Genomic DNA, 14,096 nt, shown 5'->3' on the forward strand with positions numbered 1-14,096 from the left:
GCGTACCAACAACGCAGCCCCCGCAGGTGCCGATGCACCTCGGGGGCTGTGTCGTAGGACAGCCGGTCGCCGGCCGCCTGCTCAAGCGTTGGGCTTCTTGCCGTGGTTCGAGGCCTTGCCCTTGCGCGAGCGGCGCTTGCGTGCGCGCTTGCTCATGTGATGCTCCCTGCTTGGTGGAACCCCGGACAGGCCAGGGCGAACCGAGGTAGTGTCCCACAGGTCGCGCGGTGGAGGACAACTGCGCACCTGAGAGATTCCTGGCGACTTCTAGGGCGTCCAGGTAAAGTAGTCGTATGTCTCGTCATGGGTCGGCGAGACCACGAGGCCACGTCCCCCCGCGTGGCCTGGAGGAGGAACGTCATGTGGTCGCTTCTGGCGTCAATGCTCGGCATGCACAACGGTCACGTCCAGCAGTTGTCCCAGGGCACCGTTAGCTGGGAGCCGTAAACGCGAGGCCGCGCCTCGGTGTCCGCATCTCTGCTGGGGAGGAACGGCCATTAAACCCACCTCTGTATGGCTTTATGTTTTTGCGCTGACCGCGTGTCTTGTTGCCGGAATTGTCGGATCGATCATCGGCACCGATCAGCGGCTAGACTTTGGTGCGGTTCTTGCGCTGACTTTCATGGGCATGTGTGGAGAATTGTTGAGGGCGCGTCAAGTGTCCGGCAACATGGGCGTTGCACTCACCGCAATCGTTCTTATTGCGGCCGTCGGATTGGTGGGTGCCGTTGGCGCGGCGGTCATCGGATTCGCTACTTCGCTCTTGGCCTTTCGGAAGCAGCAACGCGTCGGTCGATCATTTAACGCGGTACAGTCCGGGCTCATTGGATTAACCGGTGGATTCTGCTATTTTGCATTCGGCGGTCAGTCCCCCGGGGCGATAGATCCAGGTCCGGCTGGAATTTCCATTAGGATGTTGGCGCCCATGGTTGGGGCGGCTGGCATCATGCTTTTGGTCAACGCGATGCTCCTCGGCGGCGTCCTGCGGATCACGACACAGGCACTTCTCCGCGTGGCGATCTTGGATGTTGTGCGCGCCGGCGGTCTCACCTATATCGGCCATGGCTTGGTAGCCTTTCTATTTGCGTTCTTATGGCAGATAGACGGGCTCGGCCCTGTCTCGATCGTCTTGGTGGTTGCGCCGCTGCTACTAGCGCAATGGTCCATCCAGCAAATGCTCGCTGAGGAGGATGCGCGGCTGCGAACCACGCGTACGCTGGTAGCCGCCGTCGAAGCGCGCCACCCGTCCATCAAGGGTACGAGTAGCGCGGTGGCGAGTATCGCTGCACTGATTGGTGAAGAGCGTAAGTTGCGACCAAAACAACTTGATGCGCTTAAATTTGCCGCAGTTCTTCACGATATCGGTCTTGTCGCGCCAGCACTACAGCAGAGCCGTATTGACGGTCGTTTGACTGCCGCCGATCTCAGGCAGATTCGCTCTCACCCAGATCGCGGGGTCGCGATGATCGAGGACATCGACTTCTTGAAAGAGAGCGTCGCTGCAATTCGCCACCATCACGAGAGGTGGGATGGGCGCGGCTATCCAGATGGCTTAGCCGGTTCGGCTATCCCGTTGCTCGCCCGGATTATCGCTGTTGGTGACACGTACGTAGCTGTGAGGCGAGGGCGAGCGGACGTAACTATAGACGAAACGTTGCGGATTCTACGGGCGCGCAGCGGCACACATCTCGACCCATCGCTTGTCGAATCTCTCGGCCGTATCGCTGATCGAGGTCGTATCGAGCGGAAGAGCTTTGGTCTGTCGCAAGCGGTAGCCCCTGATCACAATGATCCTGGAGTAAGTGACTTGATCACCTCAGGTCATGTCGCTGTGACGGTACGGTGATCAGCGTCAGCGATCGCGCCGCAGGGAGAATTGCCGATCTGTGGGCGACTTCCTCAGCCGCCGTAGTGATCAGTGCAAGCGTCTTGGCGCTCGTGAGCGGCCCAACACGTACTACGAGCGGTGAAGTAGTTGTCTGTCTGTGCTTCTTCTTGCTTATGTATATTGGCGAATTACTCCGTCTCGGTGGCCTCGGACAGCGAGGCTTGTCACCTGTAGCGGTCGCCGGAGCAGTCGGACTAGCTTTCTCCACTAAACTGCCGAACGACGAACGTCTTACTTGCGGAGTCGCCACTGTCGTCGTCCTGACTACCGCCGCTCTCGTTGGAGGAGTAGCGACGCTATGGATTCGAGACCGACAGGAGGTCGACGTTCCCGCTTATGCAATTAGAATCTTGTACATAGCGCTAATTGCTTTCCTCTTTAGACAAGCTGAGTTCGCGACACAGGGAACTATGGCGAGTGAAACTGATAAGTGGGAATCATCGCGGTGGAAAGTTGCGTTAGCGATGCTGTGCATCGCAGGAGTTGGACATGTCGCAGAGACTTTGATGCAAGTTGCTTTACGGGTTGCTCGGAGTGGCCGCGGCCTATGGCGCATCTGTCGCGAAGACTTGATTGAGATGGTACCGGCGTCACTCGCCGCTGTTTCGACCGGCACGGTGGTCGCCCTAGGTATCAAACACCTTGGCGTCCTTGCATTGCCGCTGTTCATGGTCCCTCTAGTCCTGATGAGGTTTGCGATGCAGCGGCAGCAGCGAACCCAGACCGCTCGACGACAAGCGGTCGCTGCCTTATCGAGACTTACTGATCTCGCGGGCTATACAAATCAGGAACATGCCCAGCGAGTCTCCAGATTGGCGGCACTGGTAGGTCGCTTTATGCAGCTTTCCGACCAGCAAGTGGCCGACCTCGAAAGTGCTGCCTTGTTGCACGACATTGGCCAGGTCTCTTTGGGGGAACCGATTCCGGCCGGCGCTACCGTCGATGCTGCTCCGCGTGATCAACAACGCATTGCTGATGAGGGTGCGGAAATTGTAAGTCGTACCGGTGCGTCGGAGAGTGTCGTCGAGGTGGTGCGTCAACAAGCAGTTCCATTTCGGCGCCTGATCGAGGAGGGAGAGCCGCTTACGTTGTCGGCCCGCATCTTGAAGGTCTGCAATGCCTATGACGATTTCAGCAGCGGAAACGGAAGTAAACGCAACCAAGCCTTGCTTCGCCTTCGCCTCGGCCTAGGTTACGAGTACGACCCAGAGGTTGTCGAGGTGCTTGCCCGCGTGACGGGGGGCGGAAGCGAGCCGCCACTGGCGAGCAGTGCGGGTTCAGACACCGTGAGCCGAGCAATCTGGTAGGAATTTCTAGTACCATTGTTGCCGGCGCGCCGGGGCATGTGATGGAGGAACTGGGACGGTTCTACTGTGCCGCGCTGCCCGCCAGCACGGCACAATCAAAAGATGCGAATGCTGCATCTGATGGCGTACGGCCCGACGGACGAGAAGATCGAGCGGAACTGAAAGTGACCAGCCGGACAATCCGCACCCACGTGGTGGCGCTGTACATGATGTTTGAGGTGAAGAGCGGGTTCGACCTCGGGGCCGCCTACTCCAGGTGGAGATCGGGCCAGTGATGGCCAGCCCGATTGAGGCCCTGCGCGCGATCACTGCGCGGGCCGCGAGTACAGGTAGCGTCGACACAACCGAATGGCTCGATGACTGGCGTAAGCGGCCACGATCGCTCGCCGAAGCGCCGGGGATCGAGGCGGCCTGGGTTGGATGGGGTGAAGCCCGCGACGGTTTGCTTGAACTTGAGCCGTCATGCCGTCACACGGTGCGAGGAGTGGCACCGCACGTGGTCGAGAGCAATGACGATGGTCGGGGCGTGGCGGCGCACCGGCGCTCGGCAGATCGAGGCATCCGCGCGACCAACCTCCGCCGAGGCATCGCGCCCGCAGTGATTTGTACGAGCGGATGTCCCTGCACGAATCTGCCGCCAAGCTACTTCGGCGAGAAGGTGGACATCGAGTTGCACGCCTTCCTCGTCGACGAGCGGATTGCGATCGTCGGTGTACCTCAGGCGCGGGCGCCCGAGATGCATCATCTCCTAACCGTCGACCGGCGTGTGATCGCCAACGTCCAGACCTACATCGACAGCATCGCGTTCACCAGCCGGCCGGTGCTGCCGAGGGACCGGCGTCGGAACCTGCGGCCGACGTTGCGGCAGTTGCGGATCTTGCACCTGATGTCGTACGGGCTGACGGACGAGAAAATCGCGGCCGAGCTGAAGGTCACCAGCCGCACCGTTCGCAACGACGTCAGGAGTCTGTACGTGATGTTTGAGGTGCAGAGCCGGTTCGAGCTAGGCGCGGCGTACACGCGCTGGGTGGCTGGCGGATGACGAACGGATCTGGCGAGGCACACGCCTCGTCCGCGCTGGCACTCCTACGGTCCATCAGTGCGCGGGCATCGCGCGGCAAGCACGACGTGATGACGCCCGATGTACAGCAGGTGCTGCAACGCCGCGACGTAGTCCACGAACCCGGCATCGCGGACGTGTGGCTCGGCGATGCCGAGCACAACAGTGGGATGGCTCGGCTCGAGGCGTCCTGCAGGCACTCGCTCGACTCCGCGCGGGACGGCGCGTACGTCGTGATGGACGACGGACTTCGGGTGCTGCATGAGCGGTCGGCGCGCAGGGGCATCAGAAGTCGCGTGGTGGTACGAACCGCCCGATCCGCGGTGGTGTGTGCGTCGAGTTCCTGTCCATGCCAAGGCAGCTTCCTGGGTGAGAGCACGCCTGTTACGCCCATCAGCTTCCATCTCGTCGACGATCGGATCGCTCGGATCAAGACCAGCACGTCTGAACTCCCGGCCTCCGTGCTCGTGACTGACCACGTCGTCCTGTCCAACCTTCGGCAGGTGTTCAAGGGGATCATGCCGGTGAGCAAGCCGGTGCTGCCGAGGGATCGGCGTAGGGACCTGCGGCCGACGTTGCGGCAGCTGCGGATCCTGCACCTCATGTCCTACGGGCTGACGGACGAGAAGATCGCCGCCGAGCTGAAGGTCACCAGTCGGACGGTCCGCAACGACGTGGCTGGACTCAACGCGATGTTCGAGGTGCAGAGCCGGTTCGAGCTCGGCGCTGCGTACTCGCGGTGGATGGCGGGCCACTGATCGCGGACATCGCGAAGGGCGGCCACCCGGCGTACACCGGACGACCGCCCTCCGCGGGTAGGACTCAGGCCTTACCCGGCGAGGCCTCCACGTCGTCGTACGGGTCGGCGTCGTACGCCTGCACGCGCGGGTCGTCGGAGTCGACGAAGTAGTCCGCCTTCGCCGTCTCGTCGACGCCCTCGGGCACCTTCGCAGCGCGCAGCACGAGCGTGAGGACGACCGCGATCAGGACGTTGAGCACGAACGCCGTGAGGGCGATGTAACCCAGCTTGCCGATCACCGGGATCGTGTCGAGCGAGCCGCCGAAGTGCTTGGTGGCGGGGCTCTTGATGCCGTACGCCTGCCACGTGCCGTAGATCATCGCGACGGCCCAGCCGGCCAGCAGTGCCCACCGGTGCAGCCAGCGCGTGTAGAGGCCGACGACGATCGCGGGGAACGTCTGCAGGATCCAGATGCCGCCCAGCAGCTGGAAGTTGATCGCGTTCTGCTTGTCCATCGTGAAGACGAACACCAGCGCGAACAGCTTCACCACCAGCGAGGTGATCTTGGAGACCTTCGCCTCCTCGGCGACGGTCGCGTGGGGACGGATCCACTCCTTGTAGATGTTGCGCGTGAACGTGTTCGCCGCCGCGATCGACATGATCGCCGCCGGCACGAGGGCACCGATCGCGATCGCCGCGAACGCCACCCCGGCGAACCAGTCGGGGAACTGGTCCTCGAACAGCTGCGGGACGACCAGCTGGGCGTTGGGCTTGCCGTCCAGGCCGATCGGCTTCGTACCGGCCGCGATGGCGACCCAGCCGAGCAGCGCCAGCAGCGCGAGCACGAACGAGTACGCCGGCAGGATGGAGGCGTTGCGGCGGATCGTCGAACGGTTCTTGGACGAGAGCACCGCGGTGATCGAGTGCGGGTACATGAACAGTGCCATCGCCGACCCGAACGCCAGCGTCACGTACGCCCACTGCGCCTTCGGGCCCACGGTGTCCACGAACGGCGACGCCGGCCCGTACCCGGGCTTGGACGGCGGAGGCGTCGTCTCGGTCTTGGCGTGCACCGCGTCGAAGATGTGGCTCCAGCCACCGACCTTCGAGGGCAGGTAGATGATCGCGACGATGATCACCAGGTAGATCAGGATGTCCTTCACGAACGCGATGACGGCCGGGGCACGCAGACCGCTGGAGTAGGTGTACGCCGCGAGCACGCCGAACGCGATCAGCAGGGGCAGGTCCTTGGCCAGCCAGTTGCCGCTGCCACCGATGCCGGCGACCTCCAGGACGGCCTGGATACCGACCAGCTGCAGCGCGATGTACGGCATCAGCGCCACGAACCCGGTGACCGAGATCGCGAGCGACAGCGACCGGGAGCCGTAGCGGCCGCGGACGAAGTCGGCCGACGTGACGTACCCGTGCCGGTGGCTGATCGACCACAGCCGCGACATGAAGAAGAAGATGATCGGGTAGGCGACGATCGTGTACGGGACCGCGAAGAAGCCGGCCACGGCACCCGAGGCGAACATGGCGGCAGGAACGGCGACGAACGTGTACGCCGTGTACAGGTCACCGCCCAGCAGGAACCAGGTGATCCAGGTGCCGAACGAGCGACCACCCAGGCCCCACTCGTCCAGCGACTCCATCGACTCGGCACGCCGCCAGCGCGCTGCCATGAAGCCCATGACCGTCACGATCAGGAACAGCACGATGAGGACGGTCAGCGCGACGCCGTTGACGCCCGTGCCGGGCGTGGACGGGTTCGGCGCGAACGGAAGCTGTGCGGGCATCAGTGGTCACCCTCCGGGTCCAGGTGCGCCGACGTGCGCATGGGTACGTGCGGGCGCGCCTTCTTCACGAGGGCGTACGCGGCCAGCGTGCACGCCGAGCAGAGGAAGACCCACATCAGCTGGTACCAGATGAAGAACGGGAAGCCCCACAGGACGGGGTCCTTCTTGGCGTACCAGCCCACGGGGACGAGCGCGAGCATGGGGATGAGTAGTAGGACGCCCGCGACCCAGAGCAGGCCGGTGTTGGCCGGCGGTGCCTGGTCGGGGTTCTCGTGTTGGGTCACGAAAGGACCTCCAGAGGAGCCCGGACAGATGAACAAGCGCACGCTACCGGCGTGATCCCCGTCACAGGTCACATTTGGACGTCATTGCTCCCGGGGTGCCCCGGACAGGCGAGAGGGTCCGCCCCGCGGTGCGGAGCGGACCCTCATCGAGAGCCGGTGGAGCCGGTCAGCCCTTCTTCGTCTCGGCGAAGATCGTGGCGATCTCGTCGATCTTGGCGAGGAGCTGGTCGGCCGTGGCGACGTCCCAGCTGGCCTTGGTGCCGCCGGCGCCCGCGAGCTTGGTGGCCTCGTTGACCAGCGTGTGCAGCTGCGGGTACTTCTCGAAGTGCGGCGGCTTGAAGTAGTCGGTCCACAGCACCCACAGGTGGTGCTTGACCAGCTCGGAGCGCTGCTCCTTGATGATCGTCGCACGCATCTTGAAGTCGGCGTCGTCGGACTTCTCGGCGACCTTCTGGCAGATCGCCTTGACCGACTCGGCCTCGATGCGAGCCTGCGCCGGGTCGTACACACCGCAGGGCAGGTCGCAGTGTGCGCTGACCTCGATGGTGGGGGCGAACAAACGCTTGAGCATGTCTCAGACTCCCTTTCGCAGTGGCGGGCCGTTCGTCTCGAAACGTACCCCTGCCGCTGCTCGGCGAAAACCGGGGGTCCGGCCCGTGCGATGACGTCGCATCTGCACACCGCCCTACGGCCGATCGCCCTGGACGATCACCCTGGCGGCCCGTCAACGGCGGTGGACGAGATCTCGGAACGACCGTCGGGGGAGGCGCAGGAGGACGCGGGCGCGGACGGCCGCCGGCTCGATCGCGCCGAGCGTCCAGGAGTCGACGCCCTCACGCGGGTTGTCCGAGTCGAGCCACCACCGTCTGCCGTCACGCCTGCTGATCCGCTTGACGGCGACCGGACGAGGGCCGTGCGGTCCGGGTGGGAGGTCGACGACGTGCACGCGCCCCGGGACGACGCGGCCGCCGTGCAGGACGAGCAGCCGGTCGCCGTCGCGGTAGGTCGGCAGCATCGACCGGCCCCGCACGACGGCGACCCCGAGGCGCACCGTCAGTGATCGTTCCCGTGCAGCGGGTCCTCGATCGCCTCGCGCCGGTGCTCCTCCTCGGCGTGCAGCCGCGACAGGAACGCACGGGTGCGTTCGTGCTGCGGCCGGTTGATGACCTCCGCGGGCGGCCCGGACTCGACGACGACGCCGGCGTCCATGAACACCACCCGGTCGGCGACCTGTCGCGCGAACGACATCTCGTGCGTCACGACGATCATCGTCATGCCGTCCTGCGCGAGCTCGCGCATCACCGCCAGGACCTCGCCCACCAGCTCGGGGTCGAGGGCCGAGGTCGGCTCGTCGAAGAGCATCAGCTTGGGCTTCATCGCCAGGGCGCGCGCGATAGCGACGCGCTGCTGCTGGCCACCGGACAGCTGAGCCGGGAAGTGGGCGCAGTGCTCCTGCAGCCCGACCCGCTCCAGCAGCTCCAGCGCGGCCGCACGCGACTCGCCCTTGCCCTGCCCCTTGACCTGGACCGGGCCCTCCATGACGTTCTGCAGCGCCGTCATGTGCGGGAACAGGTTGAACCGCTGAAACACCATGCCGATGTCGCGCCGCTGAGCCGCGATGCGCTTGTCGTGCAGGCGGTGGAGCTGGCCGTTCCGGTCGTCGTACCCCATCAGGTCGCCGTCGATCCAGATGCGACCGCCGTCGATCGTCTCCAGCTGGTTGATGCAGCGCAGGAACGTCGTCTTGCCCGAACCGGACGGCCCGAGCAGGCAGACGACCTCACCCTCGCGGACGTCCAGGTCGATGCCCTTGAGGACCTCGTTGCCGTAGAACGCCTTGCTGACGTTGAGCGCCCGTACGAGCGGGACGTCGGACACCGCGCGGGTGTCAGCGGTGGTTGTCGTGTCGGTCATGTCAGGCGCCTCCCTCTCTGCTGCCCAGGCCGAGCATCCGCGTACGTCCCGGCGCGGTCGTCCCGAACCCACGGCCGAAGCGCCGCTCCAGGAAGTACTGACCGATCATCAGGATCGTGCAGACCACGAGGTACCAGGCGAAGCCGGCGACGTACGTCGGCATGATCTTCAGCGTGCGGCTGCCGACCACCGTGATCTGGTACCACAGCTCCGCGGTCACCGGGACGATCGACAGCAGCGAGGTGTCCTTCACCATGGCGATGGTCTCGTTGCCGGTCGGCGGCACGATCACGCGCATGGCCTGCGGCAGGATCACCCGACGCATGGCCTTGCCGTTGGACATGCCGAGCGCCTGAGCGGCCTCGGACTGCCCGCGGTCGACCGACTGGATGCCGGCCCGGGCGATCTCGGCCATGTAGGCGGCCTCGGAGAGCCCGAGGCCGAGGATGCCGATGATGATGCCGTTGCTGATGCTGTTCACGTCGAGCTGGTAGAACGTCAGGTCGTTGCTCATCCCGAACGCGCTGGTGATCTGCTGGCTGAACGGCAGACCGAAGTCCAGCTTCGGGTAGAGGTAGCCGACACCCGTACCGAGCATCGCCAGCAGCACCAGCCGCGGGATCGCGCGGAAGAACCACGTGTAGAGGAACGCGACCCCTCGCAGGACCGGGTTCTCCGACAGCCGCATCATCGCCAGCAGGATGCCGCCGACGATGCCGATGATCATGGCGCCGACGGTGCCGATGATCGTGCCCTGGATGAGTCCCTGGATGATCGGCTTGTAGTTCATCACCCGGAGGGCGAAGGGCAGGTCCCACCGCTCGTTGGTGACCAGCGAGCTGATGATCATCGCCACGAGCAGCGCGATGATCACGACGCCGACGTAGCGCCAGGGGTGACGGACGGGACGAGCCTCGATCTTGCCGGGGCGTGCTTCCTGGTCGACCGATGTACCGGCCGTCACGGGTTCACCTCGAAGGTGTCGATCGCGCCGGTCTCGTTGCCCCACTTCTTCAGGATCGTCTCGTAGACGGCGTCCTTCTTGATGGCGGTGAACCCGTCGGCGAGGGCCTGGCCGAAGGCGGTCTGGGCCTTGGGCACCACGACGCCGTAGGGAGCCGAGTCGTAGATGCTGCCGAGCGGCTCGAGCTGGCCGCCGGTCTGCTGCACCGCGTAGAGGCCGACCGGGGAGTCGGCGGCCATCGCGACGACCTTCCCGGAGACGAGGTCGGCGGTGACCTTGCTCTGGTCCTGCTCGACGACCTGCTTGATCGCGGGCTTGCCCGCGGCCGTGCACTGCTTGCTGCGGTTGGTCAGGTCATCGATCTGCGTCGTGCCCTTCTGGACCCCGATCGACAGACCACAGGCGTTGTCGGCGGAGACCTTCTCCGGGTTGCCCTTCTTGACCGCCCACTGCGTGCCGGCGTTGAAGTAGCTGACCATGGTCACCTCCTTCTTGCGCTCGTCGTTGATCGTGAACGAGGAGATGCTGGCGTCGTACTTGCCGCTCTTGACGCCGAGGATGAGCGAGTCGAAGCCGGCGGCCTGGAAGTTCACCTTCAGGCCGAGCTTGGCCGCGACGGCCTTGAGCAGATCGACGTCCATGCCCTCGATGGACTTGCCGTCCGCGCCGGTGAACTCGTTCGGGGCGTACGAGGCGTCGGTGCCGATCGTGAGCGTGCCCTTGGCCTTGATGTCGGCCGGGACCTTCGACGCCAGGGCCGAGTCCGCCGAGACCTCGGTCGTCGGGTCGGCGGGAGCGCTGGACTGTCCGCCGCCGGAGTCCAGCGAGTCGGACCCGCAGGCGCTGAGGGCGAGCGCGAGGGAGGCGGCGGCTGCCATACCGAGAGCGCTGGTGGCGCGGTTGCGTCGAGCGAGCATGATGGGGGGTTCCTTCCACGGAGCCGTGCGTGACTGGCCAGCATCCTGCCATTGCGCGGCGACCACGATGTGGGCGACTGTTGAACGTGACGTCACCGTGACCGGACTCGACGTCCGTCCCCGGGCCGATGTTCACCCTCTGGTCGTCCGACGAGGCGCGCGGGTGGCTACCGGGCGGTTAAGGTGACCGGCGTGTCGCTGACTATCTCCGTGATCGGGACGGGCTACCTCGGAGCCGTCCACGCCGCCTGTATGGCCCACCTCGGCCACCGGGTCATCGCCGTGGACAGCGACGAGGCCAAGATCGAGGCGCTGGCCGCGGGCAAGCCGGCGATCTTCGAGCCGGGCCTGGACGAGCTGCTCGCCGAGGTGCTGCCCACGGGCCGCCTCACCTTCACCACCGACTACGCGCAGGTGGCCGAGGCGCAGGTCCACTTCGTCTGCGTGGGGACCCCGCAGCTGGCCGGCGAGAACGCCGCCGACACCACCTACGTGTTCTCCGCCGGGCGCTCCCTCGCGCCGTACCTGGACGAGGGCAGCCTGGTCGTCGGCAAGTCGACCGTCCCGGTGGGGACGGCTGCCGCGCTCAAGCGCACCCTCCAGGACGGCGCTCCGGCCGGTGTCGAGGTCCGGCTGGCGTGGAACCCCGAGTTCCTGCGTGAGGGGTTCGCGATCGAGGACACCGTCACACCCGACCGCTTCGTGTACGGCGTCGAGGGCTCGCACGCCGACGACGACGTCGCGCTGCTGGACCAGGTGTACGAGCGGCCGCTCTCGACGGGGACGCCCCGGCTGGTGATGGACTACCCGACGGCCGAGCTGGTCAAGGTCGCGGCCAACGCCTTCCTCGCAACCAAGATCTCGTTCATCAACGCGATGTCCGAGGTGTGCGAGGCCGCCGGCGGCGACGTGGTGCGGCTGGCCGAGGCCATCGGCCACGACGACCGCATCGGCAGCAGGTTCCTCGGTGCCGGGGTCGGCTTCGGCGGCGGTTGCCTGCCCAAGGACATCCGCGCCTTCATGGCCCGCGCCGGCGAGCTCGGCGCCGACCAGGCGCTGACGTTCCTGCGCGAGGTCGACTCGATCAACCTGCGCCGCCGGGCTCGGATGATCGACCTGGCTCGCGAGGAGTGCGGCGGCACGCTGGCCGGTCGGGCCGTCGCCGTGCTGGGCGCGGCGTTCAAGCCCAACAGCGACGACATCCGGGACTCGCCGGCGCTCGACGTGGCCGAGATGGCCCGCGCGGCCGGAGCCGAGGTGCGCGTGCACGACCCCAAGGCGCTGCCGGTGGCGCGCAAGCACCGCGCCGACCTCACCTACGCGGACACGGTCGAGGAGGCCGTGGCCGGCGCCCACGTCGTCCTGCACCTCACCGAGTGGCAGGACTACCGGGACCTCGACCCGGCCCGCCTCACGCCCCTCGTTCGCAAGCCCGTCGTGATCGACGGACGGAACAAGCTCGACCCGGCTCGGTGGCGTGCGGCCGGCTGGACCTACCGCGCGCTGGGCCGACCGCACGCCTGACCCGAGGTCCGCTGGGACCAGTGGCGGCGCCACCGGTCCCAGCGGCGCCACCGGTCTCAGCGACGCCGCGCGGCCTCCTGGACACCGTTGCGGGCCCGCCGGACCACCTCGAGGACGTCGCGTCGTACGGCGTCGGTCGTCCGCCGGTCGCGGCTGAGACGGCGCGCCTCGTGCCGCAGCTCGTGCAGGGCGGTCTCGATCTCGCCGAGCAGTCCCGCGTCCGCCGAGTACGACGCACGGTCGAAGCCGCCGCCCGCCGGTCGTGCCGTGCGCCGGGCGTCCCTCGCCGCCTGCTTGAGCTCGGCCCGCAGGTCGGCCGCGCCGCCGCGGACCCGCTCCCGAACCTCGTCGGCCAGGCGCTGCGCCGAGCGTTCCAGGTCCTGCTCCAGGTGACCCAGGTCGTCCCGGCGGTCCGCGACCTCGGCCCGACCCGAGTCCGTGATGGCGTACGTCGCCTTGCGGCCCTCGTCGGTCCGGGTGACCAGGCCCTCCTCCTCCAGCTTGGCCAGCCGCGGGTACACCGTGCCGGCGCTCGGGGTGTACAAGCCGTCGAACCGTTCCTCCAGGTCGCGCATCACCTCGTACCCGTGCCGTGGGCCGTCGGCGAGCAGCGCCAGGAGGTACAGCCGTAGCTGGCCGTGGGCGAAGACCGGGCTCATGACGGGCCCCGCTCGCCGCCGGCGCGCCGTAACGGAACCCGTACGGGACGGGCGGGAGGCGCGACGACGGGATGTCGCGCGCGGCCGGCCGACCGCGCCGGCACGAGGGTCGCCAGCCGGAGCGCGTTGGGCATGAAGACGGCGTTCACGCCTGCTCCTGCGCCGTGCGGTCGGTCGGGCGGGCGTCGTCGGGGGAGCGCAGGACGACGACGTCGCCGGACACCGAGGTCGCCTTGAGCCGGAGTGCGCCGTCGCCCTGATGCAGCGAACCGCCGCGCTGGCCGATGTGGTTGCCGCCCAGCTGGGCTCCGTCGACGATGGCGGCGCCGCTGATCGTGCTCACCTTGAGGTCGTACCCGTCGCCCAGCGGCATCCGGATGGTGACGTCGCCCGACACCGAGTTGCTGGTGATGCGGACGCGGTCGTTGGTGAGGTCCAGGGTGATGTCGCCACTGACGGTGTTGAGGTCGATGGGGTCCAGCGTGCTGTCGTGCACGGTGATGCCGCCCGACACGGTCCCCGCCCGCAGCTCGCCCGACAGGTGGTGCGCCTCGATGACCCCCGACACGGTGTTGATGACGATGTCGCCATCGAGCGCGTCGACCGTCACCTCTCCGTTGACCGTGTTGATCTTGGCGTCGGCGTCGAGGTTGCCGACCACCGCGCCCGCGCTGACGGTCGACACCGACGCCTCGGCGTCGCGCGGGATCGACACGCTGATGCGGGCCTTGTGCCGCTGGACGGTCCGGCCGAAGCCCTTGATCGCCTCCCAGACGTTCTGGCCGTCGCCCTTGACATGCAGGATCTTCAGCGCGCTGCCGTCCCACCGCACCTGGAGCGGCCGGCCGGAGACCTCGTACACCTCGACCCGTGCGGTGGGGGAGTCGTCGTGGGTGACGACGTCCACGTGGCCACCGATGAGCCCGACGGTGAGCGACCGTACGCGCTCGTTCTCGTCGCCGATGTCGAGGACCCGCGGCCCCTCGATCTCCCACTTCTGCGCCATGAGCTGCTCCCCTTCGAGTCATACGCGATGTATCGCGA

Annotated in this window: 15 protein-coding genes; 5 read left to right on the forward strand and 10 right to left on the reverse strand. The window is 66.5% G+C overall.

Going from position 1 to position 14,096, the window contains the following annotated elements; genetic code table 11:
- Positions 1-81 precede the first annotated feature (81 nt).
- On the reverse strand, positions 82-156 hold the full coding sequence (locus tag P4R38_RS20110) for a 50S ribosomal protein bL37 (RefSeq protein WP_409201263.1): 75 nt from the start codon (positions 154-156) through the stop codon (positions 82-84).
- Positions 157-658: 502 nt separating this feature from the next.
- On the opposite strand from P4R38_RS20110, the gene P4R38_RS12545 reads away from it, so the two are divergent.
- The 4 genes from P4R38_RS12545 (at position 659) to P4R38_RS12560 (ending at position 5,013) form a co-directional block, all read left to right on the forward strand.
- Entirely contained in the window at positions 659-1,846 is a 1,188-nt protein-coding gene (locus tag P4R38_RS12545) for an HD-GYP domain-containing protein (RefSeq protein WP_277192415.1), read from the forward strand.
- Between the two features lie 506 nt (positions 1,847-2,352).
- A complete protein-coding gene (locus P4R38_RS12550; protein WP_277192416.1) occupies positions 2,353-3,195 on the forward strand; it encodes an HD-GYP domain-containing protein in 843 nt (280 codons plus the stop codon).
- 274 nt (positions 3,196-3,469) lie between these two features.
- Positions 3,470-4,237, forward strand: coding sequence for a helix-turn-helix transcriptional regulator (locus P4R38_RS12555; RefSeq protein ID WP_277192417.1), 768 nt, complete (start codon positions 3,470-3,472; stop codon positions 4,235-4,237).
- A gap of 86 nt (positions 4,238-4,323) precedes the next feature.
- A complete protein-coding gene (locus P4R38_RS12560) occupies positions 4,324-5,013 on the forward strand; it encodes a hypothetical protein (protein ID WP_409201259.1) in 690 nt (229 codons plus the stop codon).
- Positions 5,014-5,077: 64 nt separating this feature from the next.
- Here P4R38_RS12560 and mctP read toward each other — a convergent pair whose 3' ends face one another.
- The 7 genes from mctP to P4R38_RS12595 all read right to left on the reverse strand — a co-directional run bounded on the left by mctP (position 5,078) and on the right by P4R38_RS12595 (position 10,869).
- Positions 5,078-6,790 (reverse strand): monocarboxylate uptake permease MctP, encoded by a 1,713-nt coding sequence (mctP, locus tag P4R38_RS12565; protein WP_277192418.1) that lies wholly within the window; start codon positions 6,788-6,790, stop codon positions 5,078-5,080.
- On the reverse strand, positions 6,790-7,074 hold the full coding sequence (locus P4R38_RS12570; RefSeq protein ID WP_275238398.1) for a DUF3311 domain-containing protein: 285 nt from the start codon (positions 7,072-7,074) through the stop codon (positions 6,790-6,792). The genes mctP and P4R38_RS12570 overlap by 1 nt, the downstream gene beginning before the upstream one ends.
- Positions 7,075-7,240: 166 nt before the next feature.
- Positions 7,241-7,645, reverse strand: a complete 405-nt coding sequence (sodN, locus tag P4R38_RS12575; RefSeq protein ID WP_275238399.1) for a superoxide dismutase, Ni — start codon at positions 7,643-7,645, stop codon at positions 7,241-7,243.
- A 153-nt stretch (positions 7,646-7,798) separates the two neighbouring features.
- On the reverse strand, positions 7,799-8,125 hold the full coding sequence (locus P4R38_RS12580) for a S24 family peptidase (protein WP_277192419.1): 327 nt from the start codon (positions 8,123-8,125) through the stop codon (positions 7,799-7,801).
- A gap of 2 nt (positions 8,126-8,127) precedes the next feature.
- Entirely contained in the window at positions 8,128-8,988 is an 861-nt protein-coding gene (locus P4R38_RS12585) for an amino acid ABC transporter ATP-binding protein (RefSeq protein ID WP_277192420.1), read from the reverse strand.
- Position 8,989: 1 nt separating this feature from the next.
- Complete coding sequence (locus P4R38_RS12590) at positions 8,990-9,952, reverse strand: amino acid ABC transporter permease (protein ID WP_277192421.1); 963 nt, start codon at positions 9,950-9,952, stop codon at positions 8,990-8,992.
- Positions 9,949-10,869, reverse strand: coding sequence for an ABC transporter substrate-binding protein (locus P4R38_RS12595; protein WP_277192422.1), 921 nt, complete (start codon positions 10,867-10,869; stop codon positions 9,949-9,951). The genes P4R38_RS12590 and P4R38_RS12595 overlap by 4 nt, the downstream gene beginning before the upstream one ends.
- A 198-nt stretch (positions 10,870-11,067) precedes the next feature.
- On the opposite strand from P4R38_RS12595, the gene P4R38_RS12600 reads away from it, so the two are divergent.
- The gene (locus tag P4R38_RS12600; RefSeq protein ID WP_277192472.1) at positions 11,068-12,393 is read left to right on the forward strand and encodes a UDP-glucose dehydrogenase family protein; all 1,326 of its coding nucleotides are present in this window, start codon (positions 11,068-11,070) and stop codon (positions 12,391-12,393) included.
- 56 nt (positions 12,394-12,449) lie between these two features.
- Here the strand turns inward: P4R38_RS12600 and P4R38_RS12605 are convergent, their stop codons facing one another.
- Positions 12,450-13,052 (reverse strand): PadR family transcriptional regulator, encoded by a 603-nt coding sequence (locus P4R38_RS12605; RefSeq protein WP_277192423.1) that lies wholly within the window; start codon positions 13,050-13,052, stop codon positions 12,450-12,452.
- A gap of 145 nt (positions 13,053-13,197) precedes the next feature.
- Positions 13,198-14,058 carry a DUF4097 family beta strand repeat-containing protein gene (locus P4R38_RS12610; protein WP_275238405.1) on the reverse strand — a complete coding sequence of 287 codons (861 nt, stop codon included), beginning with the start codon at positions 14,056-14,058 and terminating at the stop codon, positions 13,198-13,200.
- Positions 14,059-14,096 lie beyond the last annotated feature (38 nt).

Source organism: Luteipulveratus flavus, assembly GCF_029439465.1.
GTDB lineage: Bacteria > Actinomycetota > Actinomycetes > Actinomycetales > Dermatophilaceae > Luteipulveratus > Luteipulveratus flavus.

Coding starts and splice junctions, on each gene's coding strand:
- P4R38_RS12555 (WP_277192417.1), top strand. CDS start 3,470: ATGGCCAGCCCGATTGAGGCCCTGCGCGCGATCACTGCGCGGGCCGCG.
- sodN (WP_275238399.1), bottom strand. CDS start 7,645: ATGCTCAAGCGTTTGTTCGCCCCCACCATCGAGGTCAGCGCACACTGC.
- P4R38_RS12550 (WP_277192416.1), top strand. CDS start 2,353: ATGCTGTGCATCGCAGGAGTTGGACATGTCGCAGAGACTTTGATGCAA.
- mctP (WP_277192418.1), bottom strand. CDS start 6,790: ATGCCCGCACAGCTTCCGTTCGCGCCGAACCCGTCCACGCCCGGCACG.
- P4R38_RS12595 (WP_277192422.1), bottom strand. CDS start 10,869: ATGCTCGCTCGACGCAACCGCGCCACCAGCGCTCTCGGTATGGCAGCC.
- P4R38_RS12605 (WP_277192423.1), bottom strand. CDS start 13,052: ATGAGCCCGGTCTTCGCCCACGGCCAGCTACGGCTGTACCTCCTGGCG.
- P4R38_RS12610 (WP_275238405.1), bottom strand. CDS start 14,058: ATGGCGCAGAAGTGGGAGATCGAGGGGCCGCGGGTCCTCGACATCGGC.
- P4R38_RS12585 (WP_277192420.1), bottom strand. CDS start 8,988: ATGACCGACACGACAACCACCGCTGACACCCGCGCGGTGTCCGACGTC.